The organism is Pseudoalteromonas sp. A22 (assembly GCF_018141345.1).
Classification (GTDB): domain Bacteria; phylum Pseudomonadota; class Gammaproteobacteria; order Enterobacterales; family Alteromonadaceae; genus Pseudoalteromonas; species Pseudoalteromonas maricaloris.
Window position 1 is genome coordinate 1,467,020 of record NZ_CP047238.1, and the last position, 17,357, is coordinate 1,484,376.

13 protein-coding genes are annotated in these 17,357 nt (G+C 42.9%); 10 read left to right on the forward strand and 3 right to left on the reverse strand.

The window, feature by feature from the left end:
• The first annotated feature begins 1 nt into the window (after nucleotide 1).
• The 4 genes from GSF04_RS11410 (at nucleotide 2) to GSF04_RS11425 (ending at nucleotide 4,659) form a co-directional block, all read left to right on the forward strand.
• A complete protein-coding gene (locus tag GSF04_RS11410) occupies nucleotides 2–751 on the forward strand; it encodes a putative DNA-binding domain-containing protein (RefSeq protein ID WP_211859572.1) in 750 nt (249 codons plus the stop codon).
• Nucleotides 752–1,393: 642 nt separating this feature from the next.
• On the forward strand, nucleotides 1,394–1,939 hold the full coding sequence (apt, locus tag GSF04_RS11415; RefSeq protein WP_010368992.1) for an adenine phosphoribosyltransferase: 546 nt from the start codon (nucleotides 1,394–1,396) through the stop codon (nucleotides 1,937–1,939).
• Nucleotides 1,940–1,941: 2 nt separating this feature from the next.
• Nucleotides 1,942–4,269: a DNA polymerase III subunit gamma/tau gene (gene dnaX / locus GSF04_RS11420; RefSeq protein ID WP_211859573.1), complete on the forward strand. Its 2,328-nt coding sequence runs from the start codon at nucleotides 1,942–1,944 to the stop codon at nucleotides 4,267–4,269.
• A gap of 63 nt (nucleotides 4,270–4,332) precedes the next feature.
• Entirely contained in the window at nucleotides 4,333–4,659 is a 327-nt protein-coding gene (locus GSF04_RS11425) for a YbaB/EbfC family nucleoid-associated protein (RefSeq protein WP_010368987.1), read from the forward strand.
• 126 nt (nucleotides 4,660–4,785) lie between these two features.
• On the opposite strand, the gene GSF04_RS11430 is transcribed toward GSF04_RS11425, so the two are convergent.
• Complete coding sequence (locus tag GSF04_RS11430; protein ID WP_211859574.1) at nucleotides 4,786–7,308, reverse strand: amidohydrolase family protein; 2,523 nt, start codon at nucleotides 7,306–7,308, stop codon at nucleotides 4,786–4,788.
• Nucleotides 7,309–7,957: 649 nt separating this feature from the next.
• Here GSF04_RS11430 and GSF04_RS11435 point away from each other — a divergent pair.
• Together GSF04_RS11435 and GSF04_RS11440 are read left to right on the forward strand one after the other, a co-directional pair.
• Nucleotides 7,958–8,584: a DUF3592 domain-containing protein gene (locus tag GSF04_RS11435; protein WP_236596596.1), complete on the forward strand. Its 627-nt coding sequence runs from the start codon at nucleotides 7,958–7,960 to the stop codon at nucleotides 8,582–8,584.
• 125 nt (nucleotides 8,585–8,709) lie between these two features.
• The gene (locus GSF04_RS11440; protein ID WP_211859575.1) at nucleotides 8,710–9,285 is read left to right on the forward strand and encodes a rhomboid family intramembrane serine protease; all 576 of its coding nucleotides are present in this window, start codon (nucleotides 8,710–8,712) and stop codon (nucleotides 9,283–9,285) included.
• A gap of 50 nt (nucleotides 9,286–9,335) precedes the next feature.
• Here GSF04_RS11440 and GSF04_RS11445 read toward each other — a convergent pair whose 3' ends face one another.
• Nucleotides 9,336–11,411 carry a M13 family metallopeptidase gene (locus GSF04_RS11445; RefSeq protein WP_211859576.1) on the reverse strand — a complete coding sequence of 692 codons (2,076 nt, stop codon included), beginning with the start codon at nucleotides 11,409–11,411 and terminating at the stop codon, nucleotides 9,336–9,338.
• Nucleotides 11,412–11,682: 271 nt separating this feature from the next.
• Between GSF04_RS11445 and recR the strand changes: the two genes are divergently transcribed.
• Both recR and htpG read left to right on the forward strand, forming a co-directional pair.
• A complete protein-coding gene (recR, locus tag GSF04_RS11450; protein WP_010606421.1) occupies nucleotides 11,683–12,282 on the forward strand; it encodes a recombination mediator RecR in 600 nt (199 codons plus the stop codon).
• Between the two features lie 166 nt (nucleotides 12,283–12,448).
• On the forward strand, nucleotides 12,449–14,362 hold the full coding sequence (htpG, locus tag GSF04_RS11455) for a molecular chaperone HtpG (protein WP_017217996.1): 1,914 nt from the start codon (nucleotides 12,449–12,451) through the stop codon (nucleotides 14,360–14,362).
• A 98-nt stretch (nucleotides 14,363–14,460) separates the two neighbouring features.
• Here htpG and tpx read toward each other — a convergent pair whose 3' ends face one another.
• Entirely contained in the window at nucleotides 14,461–15,042 is a 582-nt protein-coding gene (gene tpx, locus GSF04_RS11460) for a thiol peroxidase (RefSeq protein ID WP_017217995.1), read from the reverse strand.
• Between the two features lie 201 nt (nucleotides 15,043–15,243).
• Here tpx and GSF04_RS11465 point away from each other — a divergent pair, with 201 nt between their 5' ends.
• Nucleotides 15,244–16,248: a response regulator gene (locus GSF04_RS11465; RefSeq protein WP_010375391.1), complete on the forward strand. Its 1,005-nt coding sequence runs from the start codon at nucleotides 15,244–15,246 to the stop codon at nucleotides 16,246–16,248.
• 2 nt (nucleotides 16,249–16,250) lie between these two features.
• The gene (locus GSF04_RS11470; protein WP_010375394.1) at nucleotides 16,251–17,225 is read left to right on the forward strand and encodes a diguanylate cyclase; all 975 of its coding nucleotides are present in this window, start codon (nucleotides 16,251–16,253) and stop codon (nucleotides 17,223–17,225) included.
• Nucleotides 17,226–17,357 lie beyond the last annotated feature (132 nt).

Sequence of the window (17,357 nt, forward strand, 5' to 3'; positions counted from 1 at the left end):
TATGTCTTTTGTAGAAACTCAGCAGCAGTTTATGGCGCATATCAGAGATCCAGACAACCAACCGGCACCTGACGGCATAGAAGCGCGACGCTTAAAAATCTATCAAGAGCTGTTTTTTAATAATGTCGAAGGCTTCGTGAGCAGTGCGTTTCCTGTACTTAAAAGCTTGTATACCAACACAGACTGGCTGATGTTAATTAGGCTATTTTTTGTTAAGCACGATTGTCATTCGCCATACTTTTTAGAGATTAGCAAAGAGTTCTTGCAGTTTTTACAAACAGAATACGAGCCCACTGAAGCTGATCCTGAGTTCTTGTTAGAGCTTGCTCACTATGAATGGTTAGAGCTAGATGTGGCAACGACCGTTGAGGCAGAGCATGAGCTTTCAATTGAAGTACAAGCGCTTAAAGATGCTGAAATAAGCTTGGCAAGTACAGCCAGAGTTGCACATTATCAATATCCGGTTCATCAGATCAGTGAAACCTTTAGGCCAACTAAAACAGCAGGGCAAACGTTTAGCTTTGCATTGTATAGAGACGAAGAGGACGATGTTCAGTTTGTCGCACTAAATCCGATGACGGCCTTAATGTTGTCGGTGATTGAAGCCAATGATGGTATGCAACTCACTGACATTGTGAATGTTATCGCGCAGCAAGTGCCTCAGTTTACCGTTGAGCAGTTGCAGCAAGGAGCTCAGCATACACTAGCTGAATTCGCGGATCTTGGCATTATCAAAACAAAAAACCTTTAAGCTATTGGCAACATCGACTATTATACGGCCTGTTTTTGTCGTGCTTAAACTCGGACTAGGGCGCTAGTCAATGCTTTCTGCTGCTAGGCAGTTGGCGCGAGTTGTAAAATTAAAGGTAGTATCTATGTCTAAAGGTGACTTTAAAGATCCGTTCAATGCAAAGTATTTCCTTGCATTTGTTGCTGTATTCGCTGGAATTGGCTGTTTAAACGCGATTCTAGGCTGGGCAACAGCGCTTGCATAAGTCAAGCTGAATGTATTTACCTAGAGGCTGCTATATGCAGCCTTTTTCGATTGTATACAGATATATACCAATTAGTCTTAATACTTGCTCAATTTGAAGGAGCAAATCTGACGCTAACTGCGTTAAAAATTTCTCATTTAGAACAACTAAATCGCAAAACTTTCGCCTTGCCTATATGGATGTAGGTACCTTGGCGTGAGCAGGATGCGGAAGCGGTGTTATCGACAAGATTTTCTCGCCTCAAAATAGATCACTTAATTAAGCTAATTGGTATAAAATACTCGCTAAATTGTTCGCTTTTCCTCCATCCTGACACACAAAGTCATTCAGTCGGTTTCAACCGGATAGAAAATTGTTATAATCTCACTCTTTTGTAATAAACTTAAAGCAAAGCAATTATGACGACAGAGAATATGTCATTGATCAAAAATAGTATCGCGACGGTTCCTAATTACCCAAAACCTGGGATCATGTTCCGTGACGTGACTTCACTTCTAGCAAATCCTGCTGCGTTTAAGGCAACAATTGATGCGTTCGTTGCGGCTTATAAAGATGGCGGCTTCACTAAAATCATCGGTACTGAATCGCGTGGCTTTATCTTCGGTGCACCATTGGCGTATGAGTTAGGTATTCCTTTTATTCCAGTAAGAAAGCCGGGTAAATTACCGCGTGAGGTGATCAGCCAGTCTTACCAGCTTGAATATGGTGAAGATACGCTTGAATTACACTCAGATGCGATTGAAGCAGGTGATAAAGTGCTACTTGTTGATGATTTACTTGCAACAGGTGGTACTATTGAAGCAACAGCCAAACTGGTTAAGCGCTTAGGCGGTGAAGCTACTGATGCTGCGTTTGTTATTTCATTGCCTGAGCTTGGTGGTGAAAAGAAAATCAATGATCTTGGGATCAAAATCCTTTCACTTGTAGAGTTCGAAGGCGAATAAGCATGAGCTATCAGGTTCTGGCGCGAAAATGGCGTCCGCAAAACTTCCATGAATTAATGGGGCAGGAGCATGTTAAACAAGCTCTGGTCAACGCACTTAATGAAAAGCGTTTACACCATGCCTATTTATTCACCGGAACACGTGGTGTGGGCAAAACAACCATTGCTAGGATCTTTGCTAAAAGCCTTAACTGCGAACAAGGCGTTACTTCAACGCCTTGTGGTCAGTGTAGTGCCTGCACTGAGATTGAAACTGGTAAGTTTATCGATTTAATCGAAATTGATGCGGCTTCTCGTACAAAAGTTGAAGACACGCGAGAAATCTTAGACAACGTACAATATGCACCAACTCGTGGTCGCTACAAGGTTTATCTCATCGATGAAGTGCATATGCTGTCGAAGCACAGTTTTAATGCGCTCTTGAAAACCTTGGAAGAGCCGCCAGAGCATGTAAAATTTTTGCTCGCCACAACTGATCCACAGAAGTTGCCTGTGACTATTCTGTCCCGTTGTTTACAGTTCAATCTGAACGCAATGACACAAGGGCAAATAGTTGAACAGTTAGAGAAAATCCTGCCGCTAGAGCAAGTTGCCTTTGATCCGGTAGCGCTACAAACGTTAGCGAAGGCCGCTGATGGCAGTATGCGTGACGCACTCAGTTTGACAGATCAGGCTATTGCACAAACAAATGGCAATTTAACGGTGCCTGCAGTGCAATCTATGCTGGGACTGATGGATAGTGCTCATGCGGTCATTTTGCTGTCTGCAATTTTATGCCACGACGGTGAAGCCTTACTCAATGCGATTGAAAAAATAGCACTACAAAACGGTAATTTTGTCAGTGTGCTGGACGATTTAATTGCGCTATTGCATGTTATTCAGCTCACTCAACTTGTGCCTAGTGCTGCGCGGTTATCAAATTTTGATAACAACGACATCAAGCTATTTGCAGAGCAATTAGTACCGCAACAGGGCCAGTTGTTGTATCAACTGCTGTTGAATGGCAAAAAAGACCTAAAGTGGGCACCCGAGCCTAAACTTGGGTTTGAGATGGTCATGCTGCGCTTAATGGCGTTTGAAAAAGAAAGTCATAGTGTAGTGCCTAGCGCTCCTGTGAGCCAGGAGACTTCTGAAAAGCAAAGCAAAGTAGGGGATTTACGAGCGCTGTTAAAAAAGCCAACGGAAGATAACGCTACGGTAGCGGCATCACCTCAGGTACAGCCGACAGCAACACCTACATATGCACCAGAAGCAACGACATCAACCACGCAACAAACAACACAGTATGAGCCGGTGTCGCCAACGCCTGCTGCGCAAAGCCAAGCACCAGTCGCCTCTGTGTCATCTGAGGCGGAGATGGCCAATCAATACGACAGCATCATGTCACAGGCGGTAGAGCAGGGGTTCCAAGAACAAGTTCCTGCACATCATCATGAAAGTGCGCCAGTTGATGATGCTGCATACGCGCAAATGGCATCACAAAACCAAGAGGATTGGTCTCGACCTGAGGTGCAAAATCAAAGCGCTTCAGAACCTGCTGCTACAGCAAGTGTTACCGAGCAGCAAAATCAAGCCCAGTCAGCAATAGCACGAATTTTAAAAAATCGTAATATCTCTGGAGCGGGTCGATTGGTGGGAGCCAATGGTGAGGTAAAAAAGTCTGAGGCGCCTAGTGCGCCAATGCCAATAGAGCAAGCGCCAGCTACGACAGTAACCACACCTGAGTATCAGCCTGAACCGCAACACGCACAGCCAGCAACACCTCGCTTGGCACCAAAAAAGCAAAAGAAAGAAGCGTTTCAAGAGCGCCATAAACCTATTACGGAAAATTTAGCGCCAGAATTGCTAGAGCAGTTATCGCCGGTAAAACAAGATGATAACGAACAAAGTATTCAAGTGGAGATCCCTGCACCGGAAAACTTTGTTAGTCCAATAAGTGACATTAAGTTTGCTCACCAAAGCGACGATTGGGCAAACATGATTGAAAAGATGCAATTAGGTGGTCGAATTCGCCAGTATGCTTTACACAGCGTGATAACGCAGCAAGGCGCGCAGGTACAATTGCAAGTAGACGCAAGTCAACAGCACTTAGACTCCGCAGTGCTGAGAGAGAAACTAACAGAAAGCCTAAGCGCTTTATTCGAACAGCCAATAACGCTTGAGATTAACTATATCGACACGGTAAATAACACGCCGTTTTTGGTACAGCAACAATTGGATGAGCATAGGCTTGTCCAAGCTAAAGCGGCGATGCGAGACGATCCACTCGTCAGCGCATTTGTCCAAGAATTTGACGCAATGCTTGACGAAAATAGCGTTCAGGCATTGTAATTAAGGGCGTTAGCCCTTATCTTTTATCACAGTAAACCAAATTGAAGTATAAGAGAGCAGAATATGTTTAAAGGCGGAATGGGCAACATCATGAAGCAGGCGCAGCAAATGCAAGAGCGCATGGAAAAAGCCCAAGAAGAGATCAAGAGCCTAGAAGTAACAGGTGAAGCAGGCGCAGGTTTAGTTAAAGTAACTATGCTTGGTAGCCACAACGTACGTCGCGTAGAAATCGACGAAAGCCTAATGGAAGACGATAAAGACATGATCGAAGACCTACTAGCCGCTGCGGTAAACGATGCAGTTCGTCGCGTAGGTGAAGAAACGCAAAAGCGCATGTCAGAAGTCACCGGCGGCATGCAAATGCCCCCAGGCTTCAAAATGCCGTTCTAATTTAGAATTCCATAAAAATAGCGCCTGAAGGCGCTATTTTTATGTTTGAAATTTACAGATATCAATCTTTGAATAGGGTCAGTGAGGCCGACCCTATTGATTACTGAATCGCAGTGTGAAGCCCTTTTAATTCAATGTGCTGCTATTGCGACATTTAGAAGCTAAGGTTTTAGGCGTGTAGTCTGTAAGGTTTTTAGCTTTGCCTAAATCTTCGAGATCGACCCATGTCACCTCGTCACCATTTATAAATGCACATTCCACATTGATGGAGTGGATGCTCTCAGGCGTGGTTTGAAAATCCATTAAGTTTTTATCTAAAACTATCAAGTCAGCTATTTTGCCAACTTCAATTGAACCTAGCTTATGGGAGAGGTTATGTTGCATTGCAGGAACAATAGTGACGGCCTTTATGGCGTCTTGTATTGATAAGTTACTTTTTCCATCTGTATTTGTACCTAAATACTTTCCTCTGGATGCTAAGAATGGATATTCCCAAGTGTGGCGAGTCATGGCTTGTTCAATAAACCATAGTGGGAATAACGGGCTGATACTCAAATCGCTATGTAACGAGAAGGGGATCCCTGCGGCGAGCTCTTCTTCCATAGGGTCGATCCTATTGCCTCGTAGATCTCCTAATTCATTTCTCATTGATGCTCCCCAGTAGGCCACATGGGCGATTAAATGACTGGGTGTCAAATTCGGAAACGTTTCGCGAGCTTTGAGGTATTTATCAATTGTTTTATTTTCTTTTGTACTTTCATTTATATCATTCACTGTGGAATGAATAATTGTATGAGCTAGATCAGTAAACGTCTGAGCGACCTGTTTCTCTTTACATGTTGAAGTGTGACGTTTTGCATCACCTGCCATTTGAGTTAGCGCATTAAGTGAATCTGATATAGCTTGATCACCATTTGCGTGAAGATTAAAGTACCAAGGCTGATGTACGCTGTTGTCACAGGTGGGTAAAAATCTAGAGAGATTTTGGACAATTTCGTTTTTGGTATAATCAACATGACCCTTACCAAACGTGTCACAAAGTCCTGCTTCAGAGTAATCAGTACTTAAATTTGCGCTACAGCCTTGGGTAGAGCCATCTGAGAGTAGCTTAATGCCTTGCGCTGAGTACATACCGTTAAAAGCTTTACTTTCAAAAGGAATATAATCACATTCACTGGGGTTTTTAGGATCATACACACATTGAGCGCGAGCGGCTGTTGCCTCGTCTTGATAGTTGCGCCAATCGTACACAGAGCGAACTCTTGCGGCCGGTTGCAGTTGCTCCATGAGAACTAGATTGATGAAATCGTCTTTCATTTCTGTTGTTGAACCACCGTCTACTAACATGGTTACCCCCTGTTGCGATGAAGTATTGAGCAAGTACTTCATTTTCATCAAAACCTCTTCATTTTCATCTTTATCATATTTAGCTAGCTCCGGTTGCGCTGTATCTAGCGGGCAGCTGGTTGCAGGGGGCGTATTTGGTGTATGGTGTACGAGTGCCGAAATGTCTTTGCTACTTGTGCCTTGTGCTCTCATAATGGAATTAATAAACAGCATATACGCACTTGGTTCTTTGATGAGGCCAGAGTACTGCCACTTTTGCGAGTCAATCTCTTTGTAGTCAGCATTATTTACTATACCTAAGTCGCCATCGCTGAAGCATAAGGTTTTCACGATAAACTGACTGGTTTTTACGTCTTGTTCTGTACCTTCACAAGTCAATGTGTAATCCTCGACGGGGAGTTTAAAGTCAGGGTTCTCTTTTTCAAACTCATCGACTTTTGCTTGAGAAATCATGCCTATCTGTGCTTTTTTGACCACTGTATTGCACAAGCCCACTTGCTCAAATGCAGACATATTGGCGTACGCTAAATGCCCTGATTGGTCAGTCATAAATATAGCTTTGTTACTTTGTGCCGTTTTTAATTTTTGGTTGTCAATTTCGTCAATAGCTTTCATTGGGTATGCAAAAAATTCTCGATTTTCGTTTATACGCTGATCGAAAGGCCTCTTGGCATACTCTTCTTGGACCATTCGTGACGGATCAAGCCCATTTCCAATGTACCATCCAACTTTATTAACATGGTCAATTACAAATGGCGGACTTGTTGTTACTTTTGCTATTGCTTCATCTAGGTATATAAAGCAGTGCCCCTGTCCATCTTTCGCACTTGAAGCCTTCTTATTCGGATAGTAAATCCAGCCGTAATCTTTAGAGAGCTTTTCTTGATATTTGTCTGGCAGACAAGGCATTAAATTTTTTACTCCACTCATTTGCGCCGTTGATTGTAAATGGGCATGAGGTTCTATGAATCCTGGCATTAAGGTTCTGCCATTTAAATTGAAGTAAGATATCTTGGTTTTTGGAGCATGGTTTCTAATTGTTGCTAGCTTCTCCTTTGCGTCGTCGACTGAACCGACGAATGTAATCACACCATTTTCGACCAACACCGCAGGATTTTCATCTGCTCCTAAAGAGAAGGGTTTTTTGCTAGCAACAGTGATAATATTGCCACCGAAAAAAAGACTGACCTTAGCGCTAACATCTTCGTCTTTTGGTTTATCATCGCTGTTATTTGTTGAACTCGAGCACGCCGAAATCAATAAGGCAGCTGCGAAACATGGGATTATATTACGCTTTTTCATAAAGTTTCCTTTGAAAATTGTCTAGATAACGCTATTAAGTAGCTACAAGTTCTGGCTAGCACTCTCATACAGTCAGAAATTAAATGTAATTTTATAGTTAATTTTTCAAGGTGGTAATTACACTAAGTTACGCGCTATTACAGCAATGTTGAGTAGCTACATTTAGACCGCAAAAGTAAGCCCTGAACTATGTGACAGGTGTTAAGCAGGCTCCCTTTAACCTAAATGTTTTGGGTTATCTTGAGACCGCATAATTTTACTAGCGAGCTGCATAACATGGCGGGATCAGTTACAGATATCGAAGTGAAGTTCACGAGTATGATCGAACTGAGCATCAAGAAAGTTGAAATAGATGATGAAAAACGGTCTAATAGGCCATAAAGGATACGATGTTAGGTCAGGGAATGAGCGCCGCTGTGACGATATAGCTTGTAAATCAACGCAAGTGAAGTCGCTCGCCTTAACTTTCTCTCGCCGCTTAAATAACATCTACATTCTAGGTCGAACTAGTTTAGTCTGATCCAACAACGCGTTATGCATACTACGCATATATAATTTATAAAATCATTCCAGCAAAAAGGAGTTGCTCGTGATAGTTAAATACATTTTCACTCTGATTGGGTCCGCACTGTTAATCGGATCGCTTTTTATGTACAACAGTACCCAAGACTTCCTAGACCGTGCAATCATTACCGAAGGCACAGTGGTAGACCTTATTCGTTCCCAGTCTGAAGACTCGGATACCTATGCTCCTTTCGTTAAATTCCGCACCAAAAATGGCGAAATAGCGGAGTTTGTGTCCTCTACTGGGGGCGGTCCTAACAGATATTCAATAGGAGAGGTTGTAAGCGTCGTTTATCTAGAAGATTCAATCGAAAAAGCTGAAATTAACGATACTTTCTCGCTTTGGGGCGGGGTTATGATCTTAGCAGGAATAGGCTCTGTATTTTTCCTTATTGGACTTTCAATTATCTTATTTGGCGCGTCAAAAAATAAGAAGGTGAAGTATCTAAAGGAAAAAGGGACACCAGTGGTGGCTAAGTTTCAGAGTGTTGAAGTTAACCGTAGAATAGAGTTTAACGGCAAAAACCCTTACCAAATTTGTGCACAATGGAGAAACCCATCAACATCGCAATTGCATATTTTTAATAGTGATAATATATGGTTTGATCCAACCAATCACATAGACCGAGAAGAGATAACGGTGTTAATTGAAGAAGGAAACCCGAGCAAATACCATGTGGATATTTCATTTCTCCCAAAGGTCGCGTCTTAATCTTATGAAAGCGGACGGATCGTAACTACAACAGTAAGTATGTAAAGTTCACGTGGGCTGAGTTTGCAAATCTATTCGAAATAGCGCTTAATAAGGCGCTATTTTTGTCTGTATATGGAAGTAAGATGAGTAAACGTGCACTGGTTTTTCCGCCCAATTTTAAGTTGGTTTTGTACGCGATGGCGGTGATGTGCCTTGTACAGGTGATGGGGGGGATTTTTGGCTTACCCGTCTATCGTTTTGGGATTGTACCGCATAATGTACATCATTTGAGTGGTGTGTTAACCGCGCCTTTTATACATGGTAGCTGGGGACATTTGCTGAGTAATTTGCTCGGCTTAAGTATTAGCGGCTATTTGGCAGCCCGATTACCGAGGTTTAAGCGAGCAACTTTTTTTATTATGGTTGCTACAGGACTAATGGTGTGGCTGTTTGCTGGACATGCTAATCACATTGGTGCATCAGGCATTGTAATGGGTTACTTTGGCTTACTGCTGGGTGCTGCGCTATTCAATCGCGATGTGCTTGGCATTGTTAGTTTTGTAGCTCTGCTGGTATTGACTTACTATGCCAATATTAGCTTTTTAGCGACATTATTTGATTTTTCGGCGCAGACGAGTAGTTCAAGCCATATTTTTGGGTTTTTAAGCGGATTATGCGGCGCTTACTTAACCAAGCAAAAGCGTATTGCTCGGCGTTAAAGCAGCACAACCTACCAGTGACGGCAGGTTATGCTTTGGGATTTAAGTTATTACCAAATACGCACGCGTTCTTCTGGTGCAAGGTAAAGTTTGTCACCCGGTTTTACGTCAAACGCTTTGTACCATGCATCATGGTTGCGAGGCGCAAGCGCTCTAAATTGCCCCGGTGCATGTGTACCTGCGCGTAGCTGGTTTAGCATGCTTTGCTCAGTACGCTTTTCTTTCCACACTTGTGCCCAAGCAAGGAAGAAACGTTGGTCGCCAGTCAAGCCATCAATCACCGGTGCTTCTTTGCCGTTTAGGCTCAGTTTATATGCATGGTAAGCCATTGCAAGGCCGCCTACGTCACCGATGTTTTCGCCAAGGCTGTTGCGACCGTTTACGAAGTTACCTTCAATAGGCTCATATTTGTTGTATTGTGCCGCGAGCTTGTCTGCCTTTTCTTCGAAAGCAGCGCGGTCGGCATCGGTCCACCAGTTACGTTGAATCCCGTTGGCATCTGATTTAGAGCCTTGGTCGTCAAAGCCGTGGCCCATTTCGTGGCCTATCACTGCGCCAATACCGCCGTAGTTTACTGCAGGATCTGCATTAGGGTCGAAGAATGGCGGTTGTAAAATTGCCGCAGGGAAAACGATTTCATTAAACGAGCTGTTGTAATAGGCGTTTACGCGTTGCGGTGTCATACCCCAGCGGTTACGGTCGGTTTTTTCAAGCTCTTTGGCGATGCTGTCGTTGCGGAAAAACTCACGTAGGTTTTTCACATTCGTCATTAAGTTATCGCGGGTTAAGGTTAACCCATCAAATGATTGCCATTTATCAGGGTAGCCAATCTTAGGCGTAAATGCGGCAAGTTTTGCCTGAGCATTTACTTTCGTTTCTTCACCCATCCAGTCTAAGCTTTTAATCCTTTCACCAAGCGCGGTGCGTAGGTTTTCAACCAATTCTGACATTTGTTTTTTAGAAGACTCAGGGAAATAACGGGCAACGTAAACTTTACCAATTGCAAATCCAAGCGAAGTAGTGCCAGACATTTCGCTGATTGCACGTTTCCAACGAGCACGCGGCTCTTGCTGACCACTTAAATGTTTGCCATAAAATTCAAAGTTAGTATTGAAGATATCTTCAGACAACAGCGACGCATTGCCGCTAATTGCGTGATAAGTTAAGTAGTCTTTCCAAACGGCCAAGTCTTCAGAGTTGATAAGCGTAATCATCGCTTTAATCGGCTCTGGCTGAGACATATTTAGCTGAGGCACTTTGTAGCCTGTTTCAGCAAAATATAAATCCCAATTAAAGCCTGGGTATAGTGTTGCTAGCTCGTCACGTTTGACTTGATTTAATGTCAGGTCGCGGTTTCTGCGTTTTTCACGTGGCCAGTGGCCCTCAGCAATTTTAGTTTCAAGTGCAAGAATGGCTTCTGCGCGCTCAGTCGGCTTGTCTTTACCCGCAAATTTAAGCATATCGGCAATATGTGCAACGTATGCTTCGCGAGTTTTAACAAAACGCTCAGCTTCTTCTAAATAGTAAGAGCGGTCTGGTAGTCCAAGTCCGCCAGCACCCATTGACATCTCATATTTATTTGGGTCTAGACGGTTAAACCACATACCGCCGCCGATCGGCGCATTGACGCCAGTTAACCAAGATTGTCCAAATGCTTTGGTGAGGCCGTCAGTGTTGTTAATGGCGTCAATGTCAGCAAGTAGTGGTTGAATAGGTTTAATGCCAAGCTTATTTAGGGTTTCAACATCCATATAAGCATTGTAAAAATCAGCAATTAGCTGCTCTTCGGCGTTTAGGTTTTTGCCGTTAGCAATTTCTTCGATAATGGTTTTTACTTGTTCTTCACTGCGTTCAGCAAGCGCAGAGAATGCACCAAAACGCGTTTTGTCTGCTGGCATTTCGTAGTTTTTGTACCAAGTGCCGCTGGCGTACATAAAGAAATCATCGCCTGGTTTTACACTTTCATCGCGTGCACTGAGGTCAACACCAAAACTACCTAGTTCTGCTTTACCTGTTGCTACTGCCGCATTTTCTGCTTGTTTGGTTTCACTTGTTGTGACTTGTGGCTCAGAGCAAGCTGTCAGCATGATGGCTGTAAGTGCACTTGCTATTATCGTTTTTTTCATTATGTAGTCTCTATTTGGTTCGAGAAGTGGGCCCGACAGTTGTATTATTGTACTTACTATCGGGAATGGAACCATTGTCGAGTGAATACGCTTTTGCTGCAAGCATTTGAGTCGAATTGTTGGGAAATTCGCGATGAATGTATTTTCAAACTGTAAAATAAGTAGAAGGGTATGAAATAGGATCAAGCTTTAAATCAACAACAATATCCCTTATCATTTCGGCATTGTTATCAGTGTTTTTTGCACTGCATGGGCCACAAGAAACGAATTTATGCAATTATCACCAAGTTTAACGGCGCTTATTGAAGCGCTGCGTTGTTTACCTGGCATTGGACCTAAGTCTGCGCAGCGTATTGCCTTTCATTTATTAGAGCGAGACAGAGAGGGCGGCAGCCAGCTGGGACAAAGCCTGACGCATGCGATGCAAGCCATTGGTCATTGCTCAAGCTGCCGAACATTTAGTGAGGTTGAGGTGTGTGATATTTGTCAAAGTATCAAGCGCCAAGACACAGGGCTGCTTTGTGTGGTTGAATCACCAACGGACGTTTTGGCGATAGAGCAAACGGGCCAATTTAATGGCTTGTATTTTGTGCTGATGGGGCATTTATCGCCTCTGGATGGAATTGGCCCTAATGAAATCGGCCTTGATGTTCTTGAGCGTAAGCTAAGTGCTGGCAATATTAACGAAGTTATTTTAGCGACAAACCCAACGGTAGAAGGCGAGGCGACGGCACACTATATTTCTGAGTTATGTCATAAATATCAAGTTGAAGCGTCGCGTATTGCTCATGGCATGCCTGTTGGCGGTGAGCTTGACCTGGTAGACGGTATGACGTTAATGCATGCGTTTAGCGGGCGCAAGAAGCTCTAATCTTAACGTTTCTTACTAAAAGCCCTGTTTTTGGAGCAATTGAATCTAAAAAATAGGGCGATTTGTTAAAAATTTTGTTCAGTCTCTTGAAAGTTTTTTCTCCTCCCCCATATACCTAGCATATTGATAAAGAACACTGCATTAATTGCTTATATTGGAGAGAACAATGTCCGCAGCTCAAAAAGAAACATTAGGCTTTCAAACAGAAGTCAAACAATTATTAAACCTAATGATCCACTCTTTGTACTCAAACAAAGAGATCTTTTTACGCGAATTAGTATCTAACGCTTCAGACGCGGCTGACAAACTACGTTATTTAGCTTTGCAAAATGGTGACCTTTACGAAGGTGACGCAGAGCTACGTGTCCGCTTAAGCGTAAACAAAGATGCAAAAACCATCACCATTTCTGACAATGGTATTGGTATGACGCGTGACGAAGTGATCAGCTCATTAGGTACCATCGCAAAATCTGGTACAGCTGATTTCTTTAAAAACCTAACTGGTGACCAAGCGAAAGATTCACAGCTGATTGGTCAGTTCGGTGTTGGTTTCTATTCCGCATTCATTGTTGCTGATAAAGTAACTGTTCGTACGCGTAAAGCGGGTGAGTCAGAAGCGGTTGAATGGGAATCGCAAGGTGAAGGCGACTTCACGATTGCTGAAATCGAAAAAGCAGAGCGTGGTACAGAGATCACACTGCATCTTCGTGAAGAAGAAAGTGAGTTCCTTGAAACTTATCGCCTTCGCGGTATTGTGACTAAATACTCAGATCACATTTCAATTCCTGTTGAACTTTATAAAGACCCAGTTCCTGAATCTGAAGGCCCAGATGGCGAGAAAATTGAAGCGCAACCTGGCGAGTGGGAAGCGATCAACAAAGCCACAGCACTTTGGACTCGCGATAAATCTGAGATCAGCGACGAAGAATATAAAGAGTTTTATAAGCATGTTGGTCATGATTGGGAAGAGCCACTCACTTGGGCACACAATAAAGTAGAAGGTAAAACTGAATACACCAGCCTACTTTATATCCCTAAAAAGGCACCTTTCGATTTATACAATCGTGAGCGTCAAGCTGGCCTTAAGCTTTATGTACAACGCGTGTTCATCATGGATGACGCCGAGCAGTTTATGCCAAGCTACCTGCGCTTTGTTAAAGGCTTACTAGATTCTAACGATTTACCGCTTAACGTATCTCGTGAGATCCTACAAGACAACAAGATCACTCAAGCTATTCGTAAAGGCTGTACATCTCGTGTACTTAAAATGCTTGAGCGCATGGGCAAAAACAAACCAGAAGATTACCAAGCATTCTGGAATGAGTTTGGTAATGTGATCAAAGAAGGTCCTGCTGAAGATTTCGCAAACAAAGATGCTATTGCAAAACTATTGCGTTTTAGCTCTACACATACTGACGAGAAAACGCAAAACGTATCGCTTGAGCAGTACATTGAGCGCATGAAAGAAGGCCAAGATAAGATTTACTATGTTGTGGCTGATAGCTTTGAAGCAGCAAAGAGCTCTCCGCATCTTGAAATCTTCCGTAAGAAAGGTATTGAAGTTTTACTATTGTCAGATCGCGTTGATGAGTGGATGATGAGCCACCTCACTGAATTCAACGAGAAGCCACTTCAGTCAATCACGCGTGGTGATCTTGACTTGGGTGATATGGATGATGAAGAAACGAAGAAAGCACACGAAGAAAGTGAGAAGGAAGTTGAAGGTCTAGTTGAGCGTGTGAAAACAGCACTTGGCGATAAAGTGAAAGAAGTACGCTTTACGCACCGCTTAACAGATTCTCCAGCGTGTGTGGTCGCAGATGATCATGATATGAGCTCACAAATGCAAAAGCTAATGGAGCAGGTGGGTCAAGCCGTGCCTGAGTCTAAGCCGGTATTTGAACTTAACCCAGAGCACCAATTGGTTAAGCATTTGAATAACGAACAAGACGAAGACAAGTTTGGACAATGGGCAGAAGTACTACTAGACCAAGCAATGCTTGCAGAGCGTGGTAGCCTGAAAGATCCAGCGGGCTTTGTAAGCCGTCTTAACAAGCTAATGCTAGATCTACAAAAGTAAAATTAATTAAGTAATAAATTAGTATAACGAATTGAAAAAGCCGGTCATTGTTAAGTGACCGGCTTTTTTGTGTTTATTGATGAGAGTATATGGTGAGGCTATAGACTCTTCAGTGCGCCAACGACTTCTTCGTAGTTTGGCTCTTTTGCTAAATTTTCTACCAGCTGCTTGTAAACAATTTTGTGTTCCTTATCTAGCACAAAAATCGCGCGACTGAGCAGGCCCATATCTTTAATCAACAAACCATAATTTTCACCAAAAGAATGCCATACGGCGTCTGATAATGTTTTAACCTTATCGATATTTTCCGCTTTACAGAAGCGCTTTTGCGCAAACGGCAAGTCCGCACTAATCGTCAACATGGCAACATCAGGAAATTGGCTTGCTACTTTCTCATTAAAATGTTTTGTTTGTAGGCTACAAGTACCTGTGTCTAGGCTCGGTACGACACTAATTAAAATTGCACGACTTTCAAAGTCTTTCAGGGTAACAGGGCTGAAGTCAGCATCGGCAACCTTAAAATCCGGTGCAGCCTGACCTTGCTTTACACCATTACCAAGCAATACCACCGCTTTACCTTGCGCTTTTACCTTGCCCATATCTACCGAGTTTTCAGGTAAATCATAAGCCAATGATATCGCACTAAACAGACCACTCGCTAAAACTAACGCTTTCAGCATAAAGTATTCCTTTTGAAGTTAACTTAATTGATTTGAGTGTATTATACTGACAGTAACTAACCAAGCTTAAGTGACATTTAGATTGTCAAGATGGCGTCATTTTATTAACATATGTCGCAATTTTAAGCTTTAATCTCATAATTATAACTAAAACTTCCCGACATCGTGCCGATACGCATGGGAAACAGAAAGAGAGCTTGTATGTCAACACTAGTCCTAATTTGTGACGATTCAAAACTTGCCCGTCGGCAGCTGGCGCGTTCATTGCCAGACGACTGGGACATTAAAGTAGAATTTGCAGAGAATGGACTCGACTGTATTAAACAAATCAAAGCACTTTCTCCAGAGATTCTATTCCTTGATCTAAATATGCCGCAGATGGATGGCTACGAAGTACTGCAAGCCATCAGCGAGCAAGATTTATCCGTGCTTACTGTCGTTGTTTCTGGCGACATTCAACCTAATGCGCACCAACGAGTGATAGAGCTCGGCGCTATTGATTTTATCCGTAAGCCCTGCGACGCTGCTAAACTTGCTGAAATTATTGAGCATCATGGAATAAAAGACAAAGCAATCAGAGAAAGCTTGGTTCATAAACTTGGTGAGCAGCTAGACCCTGAGATCCGTGATATCTATCAAGAGCTTACCAACGTTGCTATGGGGCAGGCGGGTGATTTGTTGGCGCGATTGCTAAACGTATTCGTCGAATTACCTATTCCAAACGTTAATGTACTCGAAGTCAACGAGCTGCATATGGCACTGCAAGCGATTGATGCGAGCGCAACTACGTCGGGCGTTTGCCAAGGTTTTATTGGTGGCGGCGTTTCCGGAGAAGCGCTGCTACTGCTTAATGATTCTAGTTTCAAAGAGATCGCGTCTTTGATGAATTATCATGGCGATCTTAATACCAAAGTTGAGCTTGAGCTTTTAATGGATATTAGCAATATTTTGATTGGCGCAATTTTAACGGGACTATCTAAGCAGCTCGATATGTCTTTCAGTCAAGGCCACCCTGTGGTGCTTGGTCAACATTGTGATGTTGCTGAGCTTGTGAAAGCCAACAAAGCGAGATGGCAAAGAACGCTCGCTATAGAGATTAGCTATGGCATTGAGCATCACAACATTAACTGTGATCTTATGCTGTTATTCACAGAAGACTCACTTAAAACATTAAAATACAAAGTAGCCTACTTATTGGATGATTAACTATGCCTGCAGCCGATTTTGATATGAATGAAATCCATTGGTTAATGGATATGTTTAACACCGTAGATGTTGGCTTGGTGGTACTCGATCGCGACTACAAGGTATGTATATGGAATGGTTTTATGGAAAATCATTCTGGTTTGTTACCGAGTGCGGTTAAAGATAAAGACATTTTTGATTTGTTCCCAAGTATTGATGAGCAATGGTTTAGATCAAAAGCTGAGCCTGTATTCGTGCTAAAAAATCGGTCGTTTACCATTTGGGAGCAGCAGCCGTATATTTTCCGATTCAAAAATTATCGACCTATCACAGGCAAAGCGGATTATATGTATCAGAATGCAACTTTCATCCCATTGACCACAGTGACGGGGGATGTAGGGCATATTTGTGTGATCATATACGATGTAACCGACGAAGCAATCAACAAGTTAGAGCTTGAGTCGTTGAATAAACAATTAGAAAAAATTAGCCGAACAGACAGTTTAACGCAGTTGCATAATCGCGGCTTTTGGGAAGAAAGCCTAAAGCAAGAGTTTAAACGCTTGAAACGTAATCAAGGCCAAAGTGCATTGCTTATGTTTGATATTGACCACTTTAAGCGTATCAATGACGAATACGGTCACAGTGGTGGAGATGAGGCAATCCGCCATATCTCTGACTTACTACGCAAAACACTACGCGAAACGGACACTGCAGGCCGCTACGGCGGTGAAGAGTTTGCAGTGACTTTGCTCGACACAGACGTAAAGGGTGCAATCACTTTCGCCGAAAGACTGCGCTCGTTAATAGAAAACTCATCTATTTACTACGATGAACAACAAATAAAGATTACGGTTAGCCTTGGTGTTGCCGTGTACGAAGAGTCTTTTGAAAAACATGAGCAATGGATTGAAGCCGCGGACAGCGCTTTGTATGTTTCTAAAGAGGGCGGAAGAAATCGGGTAACTGTATACTCTGAAGACATGGCCAGCGAGTAAATTTATCTTTATATGGTGACTTTAGCGCGATGCGGGTCTATTCATATTGCCACTTTATAATTTTTACCCCACTAACTTTTTAGTATCAGTGTGGAATGAACAGCGGTCTGTTAGACAAATCAGCCGTATTGT